Source organism: Comamonas sp. GCA5, from assembly GCF_036541385.1.
Taxonomy (GTDB): domain Bacteria; phylum Pseudomonadota; class Gammaproteobacteria; order Burkholderiales; family Burkholderiaceae_C; genus Comamonas; species Comamonas aquatica.
Map to the genome: position 1 here is coordinate 1 of NZ_JAZHFR010000008.1, position 17797 is coordinate 17797.

13 protein-coding genes, 1 tRNA gene and 3 pseudogenes are annotated in these 17797 nt (G+C 66.2%); 13 read left to right on the forward strand and 4 right to left on the reverse strand.

The window, feature by feature from the left end:
- Positions 1-1529 (reverse strand): methyl-accepting chemotaxis protein (locus SJH88_RS03235; RefSeq protein ID WP_420921714.1); only part of this gene is annotated, 1529 nt, incomplete at its 3' end.
- A gap of 317 nt (positions 1530-1846) precedes the next feature.
- On the opposite strand from SJH88_RS03235, the pseudogene SJH88_RS03240 reads away from it, so the two are divergent.
- From SJH88_RS03240 to SJH88_RS03255, 4 genes and pseudogenes are all read left to right on the forward strand, one after another.
- A pseudogene (locus SJH88_RS03240) lies at positions 1847-2715 on the forward strand (PHP domain-containing protein).
- A gap of 108 nt (positions 2716-2823) precedes the next feature.
- Positions 2824-3459 (forward strand): L-threonylcarbamoyladenylate synthase, encoded by a 636-nt coding sequence (locus SJH88_RS03245; protein WP_043380182.1) that lies wholly within the window; start codon positions 2824-2826, stop codon positions 3457-3459.
- Positions 3460-3501: 42 nt separating this feature from the next.
- Complete coding sequence (locus SJH88_RS03250) at positions 3502-4170, forward strand: site-2 protease family protein (RefSeq protein ID WP_274753599.1); 669 nt, start codon at positions 3502-3504, stop codon at positions 4168-4170.
- 61 nt (positions 4171-4231) lie between these two features.
- Positions 4232-5536 carry a tryptophan--tRNA ligase gene (locus SJH88_RS03255; RefSeq protein WP_274753600.1) on the forward strand — a complete coding sequence of 435 codons (1305 nt, stop codon included), beginning with the start codon at positions 4232-4234 and terminating at the stop codon, positions 5534-5536.
- 576 nt (positions 5537-6112) lie between these two features.
- On the opposite strand, the gene SJH88_RS03260 is transcribed toward SJH88_RS03255, so the two are convergent.
- Positions 6113-6189 (reverse strand) — tRNA-Arg (locus SJH88_RS03260).
- Positions 6190-6390: 201 nt separating this feature from the next.
- Here SJH88_RS03260 and SJH88_RS03265 point away from each other — a divergent pair.
- Positions 6391-7413 (forward strand): DNA/RNA non-specific endonuclease, encoded by a 1023-nt coding sequence (locus SJH88_RS03265; protein ID WP_274753601.1) that lies wholly within the window; start codon positions 6391-6393, stop codon positions 7411-7413.
- 66 nt (positions 7414-7479) lie between these two features.
- Here SJH88_RS03265 and SJH88_RS03270 read toward each other — a convergent pair whose 3' ends face one another.
- Together SJH88_RS03270 and SJH88_RS03275 are read right to left on the reverse strand one after the other, a co-directional pair.
- The gene (locus SJH88_RS03270; RefSeq protein ID WP_270151431.1) at positions 7480-8016 is read right to left on the reverse strand and encodes a hypothetical protein; all 537 of its coding nucleotides are present in this window, start codon (positions 8014-8016) and stop codon (positions 7480-7482) included.
- Positions 8017-8222: 206 nt separating this feature from the next.
- Entirely contained in the window at positions 8223-8999 is a 777-nt protein-coding gene (locus SJH88_RS03275; RefSeq protein WP_274753602.1) for a TOBE domain-containing protein, read from the reverse strand.
- 81 nt (positions 9000-9080) lie between these two features.
- Between SJH88_RS03275 and modA the strand changes: the two genes are divergently transcribed.
- The 8 genes and pseudogenes from modA (at position 9081) to fdhE (SJH88_RS03310) (ending at position 17705) form a co-directional block, all read left to right on the forward strand.
- Complete coding sequence (modA, locus tag SJH88_RS03280) at positions 9081-9836, forward strand: molybdate ABC transporter substrate-binding protein (RefSeq protein WP_274753603.1); 756 nt, start codon at positions 9081-9083, stop codon at positions 9834-9836.
- A 101-nt stretch (positions 9837-9937) separates the two neighbouring features.
- Entirely contained in the window at positions 9938-10624 is a 687-nt protein-coding gene (modB, locus tag SJH88_RS03285) for a molybdate ABC transporter permease subunit (protein ID WP_042411769.1), read from the forward strand.
- A 14-nt stretch (positions 10625-10638) separates the two neighbouring features.
- Positions 10639-11721 carry a molybdenum ABC transporter ATP-binding protein gene (modC, locus tag SJH88_RS03290; protein WP_274753604.1) on the forward strand — a complete coding sequence of 361 codons (1083 nt, stop codon included), beginning with the start codon at positions 10639-10641 and terminating at the stop codon, positions 11719-11721.
- 406 nt (positions 11722-12127) lie between these two features.
- A pseudogene (gene fdnG / locus SJH88_RS03295) lies at positions 12128-15180 on the forward strand (formate dehydrogenase-N subunit alpha).
- Between the two features lie 9 nt (positions 15181-15189).
- The gene (gene fdxH, locus SJH88_RS03300; RefSeq protein WP_274753605.1) at positions 15190-16089 is read left to right on the forward strand and encodes a formate dehydrogenase subunit beta; all 900 of its coding nucleotides are present in this window, start codon (positions 15190-15192) and stop codon (positions 16087-16089) included.
- Complete coding sequence (locus tag SJH88_RS03305) at positions 16086-16748, forward strand: formate dehydrogenase subunit gamma (protein WP_042411735.1); 663 nt, start codon at positions 16086-16088, stop codon at positions 16746-16748. Before fdxH ends, SJH88_RS03305 begins: the two co-directional genes overlap by 4 nt.
- Positions 16745-17173 (forward strand): annotated as a pseudogene (fdhE, locus tag SJH88_RS19755) (formate dehydrogenase accessory protein FdhE domain-containing protein); the annotation flags it as partial. The gene SJH88_RS03305 and the pseudogene fdhE (SJH88_RS19755), both read left to right, overlap by 4 nt.
- 28 nt (positions 17174-17201) lie before the next feature.
- Positions 17202-17705 carry a formate dehydrogenase accessory protein FdhE gene (gene fdhE, locus SJH88_RS03310; RefSeq protein WP_274753606.1) on the forward strand — a complete coding sequence of 168 codons (504 nt, stop codon included), beginning with the start codon at positions 17202-17204 and terminating at the stop codon, positions 17703-17705.
- Positions 17706-17797 lie beyond the last annotated feature (92 nt).

Consider the following 17797-nt stretch of genomic DNA (forward strand, 5'->3'; position numbering starts at 1 on the left):
GCGAATGTGGCGCGGGCCGCATTCGCCCCTGGGCGGCTGGCTGCCAGCGGGCGGGGCGTGGGCATGCCCGTCTGCCCCACGTTGAAGACGGCCACCACCTGGGCCAGGCGCTCGGCCTGTTCGTTCATGGACATGGCCGCCGCGCTGGATTCCTCGACCAGGGCGGCGTTCTGCTGGGTCATCTGGTCCAGGTTGCTCACCGCCTGGTTCACCTGCGCAAACCCGTCGTGCTGCTCGCTGGCTGCGGCGCTGATTTCACCGATGAGGTCGGTCACCCGGCGCACGCTGGCCACGATCTCCTGCATGCTGGCACCGGCCTGGGCCACCTGGGCCGAACCGGCATCCACATTGCTGACACTGGCAGCAATCAGGGCCTTGATTTCCTTGGCCGCCTCGGCGCTGCGGCCCGCCAGCAAACGCACCTCGCCCGCCACCACGGCAAAGCCGCGGCCCTGCTCACCGGCCCGCGCGGCTTCGACGGCGGCGTTCAGCGCCAGGATGTTGGTCTGGAAGGCGATGCCGTCGATCACGCCGATGATGTCGCTGATCTTGTGGCTGCTGTGGGTGATCTGCTGCATGCTGGTCACCACCTGCTCCACCACATGGCCGCCACGTTCAGCGGCCTGCACCGCGGTCGTCGCCAGCTGGTTGGCCTGGCGCGCCGTGTCGGTCGACGGCGCGACCGTGGAGGTCAGCTCCTCGATGCTGGCGGCGGTCTCTTCCAGATTGGCAGCGGTCTGCTCGGTGCGGCCGGACAGGTCGTGGTTGCCGGTGGCGATCTGCGAGGCCGCCGACGACACTGCCTCCACGCCATTGCGCACTTCCGACACCACGTCGCGCAGGCGCTGCGCCATGGTTTGAAGGCTGCGCAGCAAGCGGCCCAGTTCATCCTTGCGATCATCCTGCACCTCGGCCGTGAGATCGCCCGCAGCAATCGTGTCCGCCAGCGCCACCGCCTGGTCCAGCGGCACCGTGATCTGGCGCACGATGACGATGGACAGCAGCAGGCCCAGCACCACCACCGCCAACAGCGCCGCACTGCCCACCAGCATGGCGGCGTCGCGGTCCTGGGCACTGTCGGCCAGGGCCTGGTCCCGCATGCGCTCCTGCAGCGTCACCAGATCGGTCTGTGCCTGGTTGTAGACCGCAACGGCCGGCAGCAACTGGCTGTCGAGCATCTGCCGGGCAGGCGCCAGCTCGCCGCGGTTGCGCAGCGCACTCAGCTGGCCATTGATCTCCAGCACCTTGCTGCGCGCCTGGGCGATCTTTTCCAGCTGCTGGTGACCTTCCTGGCTGTTCAGCACCTGTTCGAGCTGCTGCTGCAGGGCCGAGGCCCCCTCGACCCCTTGCTGGACCTTGCCCGCGGCGTAGCGGCTGACCTCGTCCTCGTTCGACATGGCCCCCAGGATCACGTTGGCAATCGCCAAGTCCGTCACGCCACGCCACTGCACCGCCAGGCGGATGCGGCTTTCATAATTCTGGATGTCCGAGCGCACCTGTGCTTCCACACGCCCGATGTAGGTGGTCATGCCGAAGCCGGCGGCCAACGTCAAGGCCAGCACGCCAAACAGCAACCCAGATTTTTTGGGACACCGACCAGTTCTTGAATTGCATACCCCTCCCTTTGCGCTTTGTTGTTGTTGCGGCAGGGCGCAGCCCAGACGGTGGCTGGTGGAATGCGCCCGACACCTGCCGACGCAGTATCTGGAAGAAGCCCTTTTGCCGACCCAGGATTCCCGACAGCTATTGTGCCCAAGCAAACCGCGTTAAAAACACAGTTGCTTTGTGTCTGCGTTTTTGCCCAGGCAGTTTGTACCCACTTACACACCCCTTGAGACCCCCACCCATGCCTGCCAGGTTCCATGCCGACCTTCACTGCCATTCCACGTTTTCGGATGGAACCCTCACGCCCGCACAACTGGCGCAACGCGCCCGCACGGCCGGCGTCACGCTGTGGGCGCTGACCGACCACGATGAGCTGGCCGGCATCCCTGCCGCCCAGCAGGCGGCCGCCGCGCAGGGGCTGGACTTTCTGGCCGGGGTCGAAATCTCCGTCAGCTTTGCCCAGGCCTGCGTGCACATCGTCGGGCTGGGCGTTGATCCGGAACATCCTGCGCTGCAGCAAGGTCTGGCCGACCTGCGCAACAGCCGCGGCCCACGCGCCCAGGAGATGGGCCGCCAGCTGGAGGCCGTGGGCATCCCCAACGCCTACGAAGGCGCACTGCGCTATGTGGGCAACCCGGCCCTGATCTCGCGCACCCACTTTGCACGCCATCTGGTGGAGACCGGCGTCTGCAAGGACATCCCCGAGGTGTTCAAGCACTACCTGGCCGATGGCAAGCCCGGGCACGTGCCCAGCGCTGGGCCAGCCTGCAGGAAGCTGTCGGCTGGATCACGCAGGCACAGGGTGTTGCCGTGATGGCCCACCCCGCCCGCTATGGCTTCACGGCCAACGAAGAGCATGCCCTGTTCAACAGCTTCTGCGCCTGCGGTGGTCAGGCCGTGGAAGTGGTGACTGGCAGCCACGCGCCGCACGAATACGCGACCTATGCCGCACTGGCCCGCGAGCTGGGCCTGGCCGCCTCGCGCGGCAGCGACTTTCACAGCCCGCAGGAGTCCAAGATCGACCTGGGGGGGCTGCCCCCCGACCTGCCGGGGCTGCAACCCGTCTGGGACTTGCTGCAGGACCGCATCGTGCGCGCCCCGGCGCCCTGAAGCACCGGGCCTGCCACGCCCACGGTGGGCGACAAATTCCACCGGACTGACGACAGACTGGGCCCAGCTGCGCTAGGCTTACCACCACGGCATCACCAAGGATCGTCCATGGCACAGTATTTCGAGATTCATCCCGACAACCCCCAGCCCCGGCTGCTCAAGCAGGCCGTGGCCCTGCTGCAAAAGGGCGGGGTGCTGGCCATCCCCACCGACTCCAGCTATGCCCTGGTCTGCCAGCTGGACGACCGGAACGCCGTAGACCGGTTGCGCCGGATCCGCCAGGTGAACGACAAGCACCACCTGACACTGCTGTGCCGGGACCTGTCGGAACTGGCCAACTACGCCATCGTGGACAACAAGCAGTACCGCCTGATGAAGCTGGCCACGCCAGGCCCTTACACCTTCATCCTGGACGCCACCAAGGAGGTGCCACGGCGGGTCAGCCACCCTTCGCGCAAGACGATTGGCCTGCGCGTGCCCGACCGCAAGGGCACCCAAATGCTGCTGGAGCTGCATGGCGCCCCCCTGCTGGCCACCACGCTGATCGCCCCCGGCGAGAGCGAGCCCATGAACGACCCGCAGGCCATCCGCGCCCGCTGGGAGCACGAGATTGACGCCGTCATCGACGCCGGTGCCTGCCCCCTGGAGCCCACCACCGTGCTGGATCTGACCCCCATGGGTGCAGGGGATGAGCCGGCGGTGTTGCGACAAGGTGCCGGCCTGCTGGACCGCATTGGTTTGTAGGCCCACGCACCAACGGGGCGCCAGGTTTGCGACAATGAGGCGGTGAACGCCTCCGACCTCATACAAACCGTCCTCATCTACGCCCTGCCTGTGCTGTTCGCCATCACAGTGCACGAGGCGGCCCACGGCTATGCTGCACGCCATTTTGGCGACCAGACCGCCGCGATGATGGGCCGCATCACCCTCAACCCCCTCAAGCACATCGATCCCATCGGCACCATCCTGATGCCGCTGTTGCTGTACTTCTCCACCTCTGGGGCCTTCCTGTTCGGCTATGCCAAGCCGGTGCCGGTGAACTTCGGCAACCTGCGCCACCCCAAGCGCGACATGATCTGGGTGGCCCTGGCCGGCCCGGCCTCCAACTTCGTCCAGGCCATCGCCTGGGCCGTGCTGCTGGTGATCCTGGCCGTGGCTGGCACACAGGAGCGCTTTTTCATCGAAATGGCGCGCGCCGGCATTCTGGTGAACCTGGTGATGTGGGCCTTCAACCTGTTCCCCCTGCCTCCCCTAGATGGGGGTCGCATCCTGGTGGGCCTGCTGCCGACACGCGCCGCCCTCCTGCTGTCGCGCGTGGAGCCGTTTGGCTTTTTCATCGTGCTGGCGCTGGTGCTACTGGGCATCGTGGGCAGCCTGTGGCTGCGGCCGCTGATGGACATGGGCTACACCGTGATCGACTGGATCATCACCCCCGTGCTGGCGCTGCTGCGCTGAGGCAACATTTTTCTGCGCTGCGCCCCCTGCGCAGCCCCCGACTTTGAACTTGGTTTGAGCTATGAGCACCACCCGTTTCCTGACTGGCATCACCCCTTCCGGCACCCCGCACCTGGGCAATTACGCAGGCTCCATCCGCCCGGCCGTGGCGGCCAGCCGCACGGCAGGCGTTGAAAGCTTTTATTTCCTGGCCGACTACCACGCCCTGATCAAGTGCCAGGACCCCGCGCGCGTGCACCGCTCCACCCTGGAGATTGCCGCCAGCTGGCTGGCCTGCGGACTGAACCCCGAACACGTGGTGTTCTACCGCCAGTCCGACGTGCCCGAGATCCCCGAGCTGAACTGGTTCCTGACCTGTGTCACCGGCAAGGGCGTGCTCAACCGCGCCCACGCCTACAAGGCCTCCCAGGACAAGAATGCCGAAGCCGGCAAGGACCTGGACGATGGCGTGACGGCCGGCCTGTTCATGTACCCCGTGCTGATGGCCGCCGACATCCTGATGTTCAATGCCCACAAGGTGCCCGTGGGCCGCGACCAGATCCAGCACATCGAGATGGCGCGCGACATGGCTTCCAGCTTCAACCACCTGTACGGTGAGCACTTTGTGCTGCCCGAAGCCGCCATCGAGGAGAGCGTGGCCACCTTGCCCGGCCTGGACGGCCGCAAGATGAGCAAGAGCTACGACAACACCATTCCGCTGTTTGCGCCACGCGAGCAACTCAAGAAGCTGATCGGCAGCATCGTCACCGATTCACGCGCCCCCGGCGAACCCAAGGACACCGAAGGCTCCGCGCTGTTCCAGCTCTACCAAGCCTTTTCCACCCCCGAGGACACCGCTGCCATGCGCCAGGCTTTTGCCGACGGCATCGGCTGGGGCGATGCCAAGCAGATGCTGTTTGAGCGCATCGACGCCGAGCTGGCACCCATGCGCGCACGCTACGAAGATCTGATGGCCCACCCCGAAAAGGTGGAGGCTGCCCTGCAGATTGGTGCCGAACGCGCCCGCGCGCTGAGCCGCCCGCTGATCGCCACCCTGCGCGCGGCCGTCGGTCTGCGCAGCTTGGCCAGCCAGGACACCGGCGCCAAGCAGGCCAAGGCGGCGAAGGCGGCCCTGCCCAGCTTCAAGCAGTACCGCGAGAAGGACGGCAAGTTCTATTTCAAGTTCCTGGCTGCCGATGGCCGCCTGCTGCTGCAAAGCACCGGCTTTGACCAGCCCAAGGTCGCAGGCCAGACGATTGCACAGTTGCAGCAACAGGGCGCCACGGCCCTGGCAGCACTGGGCACGGCGGTCCAGCTGGCAGACGCCATCAGCAGCGATGACGTCGTGCATGCCCTGCACGTCTTGCAGGAAGCCAGCCAGGCCTGAGGCCCTGCGCCATGGCTGTGGCGGCGGGGCTGAGGAGCGCTGCCCCGCCGCATTAGGTCATCCCAGCACGGCGTCCCATCGCACGGCCTGCGAAGGTCTGTTGTGCCATCCATGGCCCCCAAAGACTCCAGTGCGACGTGCAGCAGCGCGGTGCACTGGTCACTCCATCGTTGGATGGCCCTCAACCCGCCCTGGGGTAGAAGGTTGGGAGCACCAACCGGCGCCAAAGGCTGCAGCGTACTGCGACTGCCTCGCAGGGTTGTCAGGGGGCGTAGAGGCAGAATGACCGTCGCCCAGTCACGGGTCACACCGAGAAAACGCCCACGTCCTTAGCGTGGCAGCAGTGACACGACTTTCGCTGTCCAAACGCAAGTCTCTGCCACGCGCTGACGGGATTGACTGCCCCACCCGATGACTGCGGCGGACAGGCGAATCGCCTGCCAGCCATCTTGTGGTCTTGGCGCCTGCGCGGCGCAAGCCAAAGCCAGCACTATGGATGCAGCAAACAGTTGCGCACAGTTTCGTCAGCACCAACGAAAAAGCCTCAGAACTTTGCAGCTCTGAGGCTTGTCGTTTTGGTGCGGCTGGCAGGAATCGAACCCACGACCCCTTGGTTCGTAGCCAAGTACTCTATCCAGCTGAGCTACAGCCGCTGAAGCCGTGATTATAGGCAGGTTTTGGCGGCACAAATCCGAAAAACGCTCTTTTTCCTGTGGGGTGCAGCAGATCGCGCTCCCAAATCACTGTATTTGCATACAGTTTTTATCGAAAAATATAGCAGACCGGCCCTAGAATGATGGGCTGCATGCTATCGATGTACAAGCAAACTTTCTTGCCTGGGCATGTGCTGGCCCATGGCGACGCGTAAAAAGAAAACCTTTGCCCCTCTCTCCTGGCTGCGTGCATGGCGCCAGCGCCTGACCAGCCGCATGGCCTGCTTTGTCTGGGGGGCCATCCTGGGCAATGCCGTGCTGAGCCACCCCATCCAGCCCCTGAACCTGCTGCTGGAGCCGCCCGAGCACATGCTCAGCACCACGGCAAGGGATTGGCTGGCGCTGCTGCGCACCGAAATGCGCCAGTTGGGTGGCACAGTCAGTGCGGCCGTGGGCGATGCCACCACCCACTGGCTGCGCACGCGCACCCAGGACACACGCCCCCAGGATTCGGCCCCACCGCCCGCAGCCACGCGCAGTGGCGACTTTGCCGATTGCGCCGACCAGTTTCCGGCCCAACGCCCCCTGCATGTGGCGGACACCAGCACCCAGTGTGCCCCCTTGGCCCTGTGTGCCGATGCCTTCGCCGTGCTGTATTCGGGCCTGACCAAGACGCCCCTGGTGGTGGTGGAAAAACTCAACCGCCAACGCCTGCAGCACGCCACCGGGCTGGTACGCACCGACGCGTTCTACGCCGACACCCGCATTCCTGCGCCATGGCGCGCCGACCTGTCCGACTACCAGGGCAGTGGGTATGACCGCGGCCACCTGGCCGCAGCGGCCAACCAGCCAGATACCCAGGCCATGGCCCAGTCGTTTGCGCTGAGCAACATGGTGCCCCAGGACCCGACGCACAACCGCCGGCTGTGGTCCAAGCTGGAAGCCGATGTGCGCAAGTACGCGCTGCGCACGGCGGGCAATGTCTATGTATTCACCGGCAGCCTGCACGAGGGGCCGACGCAGACACTGGGGCGCAATGCCGTGTGGATTCCCAGCCACCTGTTCAAGCTGGTGTACGACGAAAACCAGCAGCGTGCCTGGGCCTATGTGCTGCCCAACCGGGCCGACGCACAGATCACCCGCCCCATGGATTACGCCGCTTTCGTCGAGCGCACCGGCTGGCCACTGCTGCGAGGGCTGCCAGTGGTGGGCAGCATTCGTTGAGCCTCGCACACCGGGCGTAAAAAAGGCGCCTGCCAAGGCGCCGTATGGGGATGTCAGTCCGCGGACTCAGGCCGCTGGGTGCTCGCCGCCCGCAGACAGCTCCTCCGCCGAGCGCATGCGCACCCGCATCCAGAAGCCGCGCGGCTCGCCCTGCTTGACCAGCTTGGTCTCCATCTTCATGCGGTTGAGCAGCGGTGTGGGGATGTGGTAGAGCGAAGGCGCACGCAAGATGGACTCCTGCGAAGGCATCTTCCAGTACTGGTCATAGCCCGCGTGGTAGGCCACTTCCTCGCACCAACCGGCACGCTGCAGGTCGGCCATCATGCGGGCGGTGAACTCTTCGCCCTCGGCCACCCCGAGATCGGGCACCAGCAGCAGGCGCTGGGTGGCGGGCTGGATGTGCACCCAGAATTCGGCCGGGGCATGCTCCAAGCCCTTTTCGACGACCGCCGGCTCCGACTCATCGGCCAGGCCATCGCGGCCCATGAAGCGGCGACGCGGCTCCTCCTCCTGCGAGCTGGTGGCCCGGGTCGGCGCGGGGGCTGGTGCGGGCTTGTCTTCCGCCCCTGTCAATGTCGAAATCAACCGGTCAAAAATACTCACTGCGCTGTGTCTTTCCGTTCTGCCTGCCGCATGCGCAGGCCATAACCACTTCGTTCAGGGGCCTATTGTGGCAAAAAGCCACGCAAACCGATGCTGCGCCCCATCCGATAACCTTGGCAACGCCCGATTTTTTAACGATTAGCAACTATCAACGGCTTCATGCCCGGCCAGCTTGACCTGCGTCAACGACGCGGCAGTCCAGCGGCTCACGCCAGCAGCGCCAGCACCACGGACGACTCCGGCACCTGCACCACCACCTTGCGCCCAACGCGCAAGCCACTGCCCGCAGCGGCAAAGCCGACCAGTTGCACCCCGGCGGCGGTCTGCACCGCCACCTCATCGCCGATCGCCCCGATGGCCACCCGCGTGACCTTGCCGCTCCAGGCATTCGGTACCGGTCCGGTCTGCGCGGCCAGCTGCCAGGGCTGCACCAGCACGGCCGTGGCCTTGCACAAGGCCAGCACGGGCAACCCGGCCTGCAGGCCCAGCAGCTGGGCGCTTTCGGCCGTGATGCGCGCCGTCAGCTCCAGTTCGGCGTGCTGGCTGCGCAGTTGCACCAGGGCCAGCGGCCCGGCCACCTGCACCTGCTGCACCACGCAGGGCCACTGGTTGCGCATGCTGGTCTGCACGCCCAGGCGCGGCACCGCCACCGGTGCCCGCAGCTGCTGCATGACCGAGCCGCGCACCTGGGCCAGGGCATCGGCGGCCGTCAACAGCTCCTGCCCGGCCGCCGTCAATCGGGCCCCGCCGCCGCCCGCACCGCCGACGGACTTTTCCACCAGGGCCACGCCCGCCAGGTTGGTCAGGGTGTCGATCGCCTGCCAAGCAGCCTTGTAGCTGACGCCCACATCGCGGGCCGACTGCGAGATGGAGCCACTGCGCGCAATGCCGCGCAGCACCTCCAGGCGGCGGTCGGTTTGCGGGTAGCCCAGCGCCTGCATCCAGACGGGCGCTGCGGATGAATCGTTCGAAGACTGGGACATGCGCGCATCATGCCGCCAATTGCCCACCGTACCGGCACAGCATGGCTATACTTTCGCTATTCACTAAAGGAATAGCGCTCCATGTTCACCCTGCCCACCCTGCGCCGCAGCCTGATCCTGACCGCCTTGCTGGCGGGCGCCGCCCATGCCGACACCGTGTCGGTGGCCGTGGCGGCCAACTTCACCGCCCCGATGCAGAAGATTGCCGCGGAATTCGCCAAGGACACCGGCCACAAGGCCGAGCTGTCGTTCGGTGCCACCGGCAAGTTCTATGCGCAGATCAGCAATGGCGCACCGTTTGGCATCCTGCTGTCGGCCGATGACACCACCCCCGCCAAGATTGCCAGCGAAGGCAAGGGCGTGGCCGACTCGCGCTTCACCTACGCCGTGGGAAAGCTGGTGCTGTGGAGCAAGCAGGAGGGCTATGTTGACGCCCAGGGCGCCGTGCTCAAGACCGGCAAGTTCCAGCACGTGGCGATTGCCAACCCCAAGCTGGCGCCCTACGGCCTGGCGGCCGAGCAGACGCTGACCCAGCTGGGCCTGCTGGAGCAGATCAAGCCCAAGTTCGTGCAGGGTGAAAACATCGGCCAGACCTACCAGTTCGCCGCCACCGGCAATGCCGAGCTGGGCTTCGTGGCCCTGTCGCAGGTGATGGAAGACGGCAAAATCAAGTCCGGCTCGGCCTGGCTGGTGCCGTCCAGCATGCACGAACCCATCCGCCAAGATGCCATCGTGCTGAACACGGCCAAGGACAACGCCGCCGCCAAGGCGCTGATGGACTACCTCCGCGGCGACAAGGCGCGCGCCATCATCACCTCGTACGGCTACGCTTTCTGAAGCAGGCAGCGCCACGTTTCTGAGCACTTCCGCATGTTTCGATGCTGAAGTGCTTGTTTTAGCTGCGCAAGCAGCTCACTTTTTCACCACCCCCTTTGGGCATGCTCTCCACCGAAGACTGGGCCGCGATCGCCCTCACCCTCCAGCTGGCCAGCGTCACCACCGTGCTGCTGCTCGTGCTGTGCACCCCGCTGGCCTGGTGGCTGGCCCACACGTCTTCGCGCTGGAAAGGACCGATCGGCGCCGTCGTGGCCCTGCCCCTGGTGCTGCCGCCGACCGTGATCGGCTTTTACCTGCTGGTCACCATGGGACCCAACGGCCCCGTCGGGCAGTTCACGCAATGGCTGGGCCTGGGGCGGCTGCCGTTCACCTTCGCTGGCCTGGTGGTTGGCTCGCTGATCTACTCGCTGCCGTTTGCCGTGCAGCCGCTGCAGCGGGCCTTTGAAAGCCTGGGCCAGCGCCCGCTGGAAGTGGCCGCCACCCTGGGCGCCAGCAAGCTGGACACCTTCTTCAGCGTGGTGCTGCCCCTGGCGCGCCCCGGCTTCATCACCGCCGCCGTGCTCAGCTTTGCGCACACCGTGGGCGAGTTCGGCGTGGTGCTGATGATCGGCGGCAACATCCCGGGCGTGACCCGCGTGGTGTCCGTGCAGATCTACGACCACGTGGAAGCCATGGAATACGCCCAGGCCCACTGGCTGGCGGGCGGCATGGTGGTCTTCGCCTTCGTGGTGCTGGTGCTGCTGCACTGGCTGCAACCGCGCGCGCACCGCCACAGCTCCCCCCTGTAACCCTGGCCTGCCCCATGAATGACCGTGTGATCTCCGCCCGCCTGCAGCTGCAACGCGCCGACTTTGTGCTCGACGTCGACCTGCAACTGCCAGGCCAGGGCATTACCGCGCTGTTCGGCCCCTCGGGCTGCGGCAAGACCACCTGCCTGCGCAGCATCGCCGGACTGGAACGTGCCCAGGGCCAGGTGCGCGTCAACGGCCATGTCTGGCAGGACGATGCCAGCCGCTGCTGGCTGCCCACGCACCGGCGCGGCCTGGGCTATGTGTTCCAGGAAGCCAGCCTGTTCCCGCACCTGAGCGTGCACGACAACATCCATTACGGCCTGCGCCGCACCCCCGTGGCCCGCCAGCGTGTCGCGCTGGAACAACTGCTGGAGCTGCTGGGCATTGCGCAGCTGCTGGGCCGCCAGCCGCCCACCCTGTCCGGCGGCGAGCGCCAGCGCGTGGCCATTGCCCGCGCCCTGGCTACCAGCCCGCAGATGCTGCTGATGGACGAACCCCTGTCCGCCCTGGACGCCGAACGCAAGGCCGAAGTCCTGCCCTACCTGGACCGCCTGCAGGCCCACCTGGACATTCCCGTGCTCTACGTCAGCCATGCGCTGGACGAGGTGGCGCGCCTGGCCAGCCACCTGGTGCTGCTGCGCGCCGGCCGCGTGCTAGCCAAGGGCGCGACGGCGCCCATGCTCTCGCGCCTGGACCTGCCGCTGTCCCAGGGCGACACCGCCACGGCCGTGATCGATGCCCGGGTGCTGGCGCACGACGCCGCCACCCACCTGAGCACGCTGGCCTTCGACGGCGGCCACCTGCGGCTGATCACCCCGCAGCCGCCCGTGGTGGGCAGCCAACGCCGCCTGCGCATCCAGGCCCGCGATGTCAGCCCGTGCCTGCAACCGCCCCAGCACAGCAGCATCCTCAACACCCTGTCGGCCACCGTGCAGTCGGTGCGCGAGGACACGCCGGGCTACGCCATGGTGGCGGTGCGCACCGGCCACACCCAGCTGCTGGCGCGCATCAGCCAATACTCGGCGCAGCAGCTTCGCCTCGAAACCGGGCAATCGCTGTTCATCCAGGTCAAAAGCGTGGCATTGCTGGACTGAGCAGCATCAAACTTTGGCCCATGGCAAGCACGCCGTGACATATCACAGCGATTTGCTCACCATTTGGACACCCACGCTGGACAGTGCCTGGGCATGGGACTGGATTCGCCCGCTTTTCGACCTGATCTAAATTCAGCGCGAAAAAGGAAGGCTTGAGGGCCTTCACCCTTCGTTTCCTCGCCTTGCGAACCCACGCCCCACGCGCGGGTTCAATTGCTTGCCATTGGCATCCCTCAACATTCGACGTGGCCCGTGAGGTCCGGCAATGCGCGGGCAGTCGCCAAGGTCGAGGCCCCGAGTCCGGGCTGTTCCCCCGGCTCACCAGGCGTGCGTGCACTGCATGCATGGCCTGCAAACCTAACGCCCTCCATGGTCATGGGAGCGCGGTTGAAGAAAACAACTCACGATGAATCACGGCAGAAGACGGTTCTTCAAGCTGTGCGGTGCCGGTGCCGGTGCCGGTGTCGCTGGCGCCACTGCTGCATCCCTGGGCTTTGCGCCCTCGGTGGCCCTGGCCACCCAGCCTCGCCAGTACAAGCTGCTGCGCGCCAAGGAAACCCGCAACAACTGCACCTACTGCTCGGTCGGCTGCGGCATGCTGATGTACAGCCTGGGTGATGGTGCGAAGAATGCCAAGGCCAAGATGAGGGGGATCCGGACCACCCGGTCAGCCGCGGCTCGCTGTGCCCCAAGGGCGCGGGCGCGCTGGACTACATCCACTCCGACCAGCGCCTGAAGTACCCCGAGGTGCGCGAGGCCGGCACCAACGCCTGGAAGCGCATCAGCTGGGAAGAAGCCAACACCCGCATCGCCCGCCTGCTCAAGGACGACCGCGACGCCAACTTCATCGAGAAGAACGAGAAGGGCCAACTGGTCAACCGCTGGCTGTCCACCGGCATGCTGGCCTCGTCGGCCGCCTCGAACGAAACCGGGGTGCTGGACTTCCGCTTTGCCCGTGCCCTGGACATGGTCGGCTTCGACTGCCAGGCGCGCCTGTGCCACGGCCCCACCGTGGCCGCGCTGGCGCCCTCGTTTGGCCGCGGCGCCATGACCAACCACTGGGTGGACATCAAGAACGCCAACGTGATCCTGGTCATGGGTGGCAACCCTGCCGAGGCCCACCCCGTGGGCTTCAAGTGGGCGATCGAGGCCAAGATCCACAACCAGGCCCACCTGATGGTGGTGGACCCGCGCTTCAATCGCACGGCGTCCGTCGCCGACTTCTACGCCCCCATCCGCGCCGGCTCGGACGCCGCCTTCCTGATGGGCGTGGTGAACTACCTGCTGCAGCACAACAAGATCCAGCACGACTACGTCAAGGCCTACACCAACGCCAGCCTGATCGTGCGCGAGGACTACCGCTTCGACGAGGGCCTGTTCAGCGGCTACGACGAAGACAAGAAGGTCTACGACAAGAGCAGCTGGACCTATGAGCGCGACGCCCAGGGCCACGCCCTGAAGGACGAGACCCTGCAGCACCCGCGCTGCGTGCTGAATCTGCTGAAGAAGCACGTGGAGCGCTACACGCCCGAGATGGTCAACACCATCACCGGCACCCAGGTCGCCGACTTCCTGCACGTGTGCGAACAGCTGGCCAGCACCTGCGTGCCCGACCGCACCGCCACCTTCCTGTACGCCCTGGGCTGGACCCACCACACAGCGGGCGCGCAGATCATCCGTGGCGCGGCCATGATCCAGCTGCTGCTGGGCAACATTGGCATGTCCGGCGGTGGCGTGAACGCGCTGCGCGGTCACTCCAACATCCAGGGCTATACCGACCTGGGCCTGTTGTCCACGCGCCTGCCCGGCTACATGGACCTGCCCAAGGATGCGCAGCAGAACCTGGAGGGCTACCTTAACGACATCACGCCCAAGGCGGATGTGGCCGGCCAGGTCAACTTCTGGAAGAACACGCCCAAGTTCTTCGTCAGCCTGATGAAGGACCTGTACGGCGAGCACGCCACCAAAGACAACAACTGGGGCTACGACTGGCTGCCCAAGTGGGACCGCAGCTACGACATGCTGGCCTACTTCGACCTGATGTACCGCGGCAAGGTCAATGGCTACATCGCCCAGGGCTTCAACCCCGTGGCGGCCATGCCCGACTCCGGCAAGATCCGCGATGCGCTGGCCAAGCTGAAGTTCCTGGTCGTCATCGACCCGCTGCAGACCGAGACCTCCACCTTCTGGAAGAACCACGGCGAGTTCAACGATGTGGACCCGGCGCAGATCCAGACCACGGTGTTCCGTCTGCCGTCCTCGTGCTTCGCCGAGGAGAACGGCGCCATCGTCAACTCCAGCCGCTGGCTGCAATGGCACTGGGCCGCGCAGGAGCCACCGTTCGAGGCGCGCCACGACGGCCGCATCCTGGGCGGCATCTTCACGAAGCTGCGCGAGCTGTACGCCCAGGAGGGCGGCACCTGCCCCGAGCCGCTGATGAACATGCGCTGGGACTACCACAACCCGCAGGACCCCCACCCCGAGGAAGTGGCCAAGGAAGCCAACGGCTACGCCCTGGCCGACCTGTACGACGACAGCGGCAAGCTGATCGCCAAGCAGGGCCAGCTGCTGTCCGACTTCGGCATGCTGCGCGACGACGGCAGCACCGCCAGTTTCTGCTGGATCTTTGCCGGCTCATGGACCGAGGCCGGCAACCAGATGGCGCGCCGCGACAACACCGACACCGGCCATGGCAACACTCCCGGCTGGGCCTGGGCCTGGCCGGCCAACCGCCGCGTGCTGTACAACCGCGCCTCGGCCGATCCCTCGGGCAAGCCCTGGGATCCCAAGCGCCAGATCCTGCACTGGGATGGCAAGAAGTGGGGCGGCAGCGATGTGCCGGACTACCCCGCCACCGCTGCCCCGAACAGCGGCGTGAACCCCTTCATCATGCTGCCCGAAGGCGTGGGCCGCCTGTTCTCGGCCAAGGGCATGAACGACGGCCCCTTCCCCGAGCACTACGAGCCCACCGAGAGCCCGATTGCGGCCAACCCGCTGCACCCCAAGGTCAGCCAGAGCCCCGTGGCGCGTGTGTTTGCCGACGATGCCGCGCGCATGGGCGGCCGCGAGGAGTTCCCGTACGTGGCCACGACCTACTCGATCACCGAGATGTTCCGCCACTGGACCAAGCATTCGCGCCTGAACGCCATCGTCCAGCCCGAGCAGTTCATCGAGCTGTCGGAAAAGCTGGCCGCCAAGAAGGGCATCCAGGCCGGTGACGTGATCCGTGTGTCCAGCAAGCGCGGCCACATCAAGGGCAAGGCCGTGGTCACCAAGCGCGTGATGACGCTGCAGGTCGATGGCCAGGAAATCGAGCAGATCGGCATTCCCTGTCACTGGGGCTACGAAGGCACCACGCGCAAGGGCTATCTGGCCAACACGCTCAGCCCCGGGATTGGCGATGCGAATGCGCAGACCCCGGAGTTCAAGGCCTTCCTGGTCAACATCGAGAAAGCATAAGGCGCGCCCATGAGCATGCAAACCCAAGATATCGTGCGGCGCTCGGCGACCAACGACCTCACGCCCGCCGCCCACGTCCGCGACCACAAGGCGGACGTGGCCAAACTCATCGATGTGAGCATCTGCATTGGCTGCAAGGCCTGTCAGGTGGCCTGCAGCGAATGGAACGACCTGCGCGACGACGTGGGCGAGAACTTCGGCGTCTACGACAACCCGCGCGACCTCTCGCCGCAGAGCTGGACGCTGATGCGCTTTGACGAGCACGTCAACGAACAGGGCAAGCTGGAGTGGCTGATCCGCAAGGACGGCTGCATGCACTGCGAGGACCCGGGCTGCCTCAAGGCCTGCCCCCAGCCCGGCGCCATCGTGCAGTACGCCAATGGCATCGTGGACTTCCAGTCCGAGCAGTGCATTGGCTGCGGATACTGCGTGGCCGGCTGCCCGTTCAACATCCCGCGCATCAGCGAGAAGGACAACAAGGCCTACAAGTGCACGCTGTGTTCCGACCGCGTGGCCGTGGGCCAGGAGCCGGCCTGCGTCAAGACCTGCCCCACGGGCGCCATCGCCTTCGGCACCAAGGACGACATGCTGGTCAAGGCCGAAGGCCGTGTGGCCGAGATGCAGACCCGCGGCTTCGACCAGGCCGGCGTCTACAACCCGCAGGGCGTGGGCGGTACCCACGTGATGTACGTGCTGCACCACGCCGACCAGCCGCAGCTCTACCACAACCTGCCCAAGGATCCCCGGATCAGCAGCGTGGTCCAGGGCTGGAAGGGCTGGTTCAAGCCGCTGGCGGCGCTGGGCTTTGTCACCGCGCTGGCGGGCGCGGCTGCCCACTACATCACCACCGGCCCCAACGAGGTCGATGAGGACGAGAAAACCAAGACCAGCGAAGGAGAGAAGGCATGAAAAAAGACCGCATGATTTTGCGTACCCCCCTGCCCGATCGCCTGTGCCACTGGGCCATGGTGGTGTGCTTTTTTCTGGTGGCGCTGTCGGGCATTTCCTGGGTGTTCCCCAGCCTGAACTGGCTCAACGGCGTGCTCGGTACGCCGCAGCTGGCGCGCCTGCTGCACCCCATCTTGGGCATCGTGGTGTTTGTGGCCCTGGTCTACTTGTTCGTGCGGTTTGTGAAATACAACCTCTTCGTCAAGGAAGACAAAATCTGGGCGGACAACATCCAGTCCGTGCTGGCCGGTGACCACAGCAAAAAGCTGCGCATTGGCAAGTACAACGCGGGGCAGAAGTTCCTGTTCTGGGGCACGATGGCCTTGATCTGCGTGCTGTTGGTCTCGGGCTTGATGATCTGGCGTGCGTACTTTGCGCACCTGTTTCCCATCCCGGCGCTGCGCCTTGCCTTGCTGGTGCATTCCTTGGCAGGCATTAGCCTGATCTTGCTGATCATTGGCCACATCTACCTGGCACTGTGGGTCAAGGGCTCGATCCGCGGCATGGTCACCGGCTACGTTAGCCATGCCTGGGCCCGCACCCACCATGACCGCTGGCACGCCGAGATCAGCACCCCGCCCACAACGCCCACCAAGGCCAAGGGGGGCCGCACGCGATGAGCATCCAGATCGTTCCGGAGTCCGAGCGCTCGCCGGGCGTGGGGCCCGTCGAACCCGTGCAGCTGCCCGCCGCCCAGCTGCCCTATGCACGGCGCGCCAGCCGCCTGCAGCACCTGGCCCAGGGCCATGCCATGGCCGACTACCTGCTGTGGGCGGCCGACCTAGCCCACGCCCAGCAGGCCACGGCCGAGGCCCTGCCCCTGCCCGCCGAGGAGGCCGACCGCCTGACCGCGGTCCTGCAGCAGCAACCGCAGACGCCGCTGCACTCCGCCAACTGGCCACGCTCGGCACACTTGCAGGCCCTGCTCGATGGATTGCTGCACCGCATGGCCCAGCAGCCGCGCATGCAGACCGCCGCCATCCAGCAGGCGCTGGCCCGTTTGCAGCAGGCCGATGCCGCACAGCGCGACGCCTGGTCCGAGGCCCTGCTGCGCGCGCCTGCGCAGCGACGCCGTGACCGAGGCCCACGCCCTGCCCGAGGCCGGCGTGGCCCAGTTGCTGTGGGCGGCCCTGTCGCTGTACTGGCGCCAACTGGCCAGCCACTTGCCCGCCACCGGCCAGGCCACGCTGGGCGCACCGCGCCACCTGTGCCCGGTCTGCGGCCATGTGCCCACCGGCAGCCTGGTGCAAGGCGGTGCGCAGGCCGGCCTGCGCTACCTGCAGTGCAGCCTGTGCGAATGCCAGTGGCACGTGGTGCGCAGCACCTGCACCAACTGCGACAGCACACAGGCGCTGGACTACTGGTGCCTGGAAGACGAGCACGCGCCCATCAAGGCCGAGGGCTGCACCGACTGCCAGACCTACCTCAAGGCCTTCTACCAGCAGGCCGACCACCAGTTGGAGCTGGTGGCCGACGACCTGGCCAGCCTGGCCCTGGACGCCGAGATGGAAGCCCAGGACCTGGCGCGCAGCGGCATCAACCCGCTGATGCTGCCGCTGCTGGGCGCGCCGGACTGAGGCCGGCGCAGCCCCCCGCTTTGCGATATAAGGAGCTGTGGGCTCTGGATGCACCTGGTTTTCCGCATGTTTTTGTGCTGAAAACCTTGTGG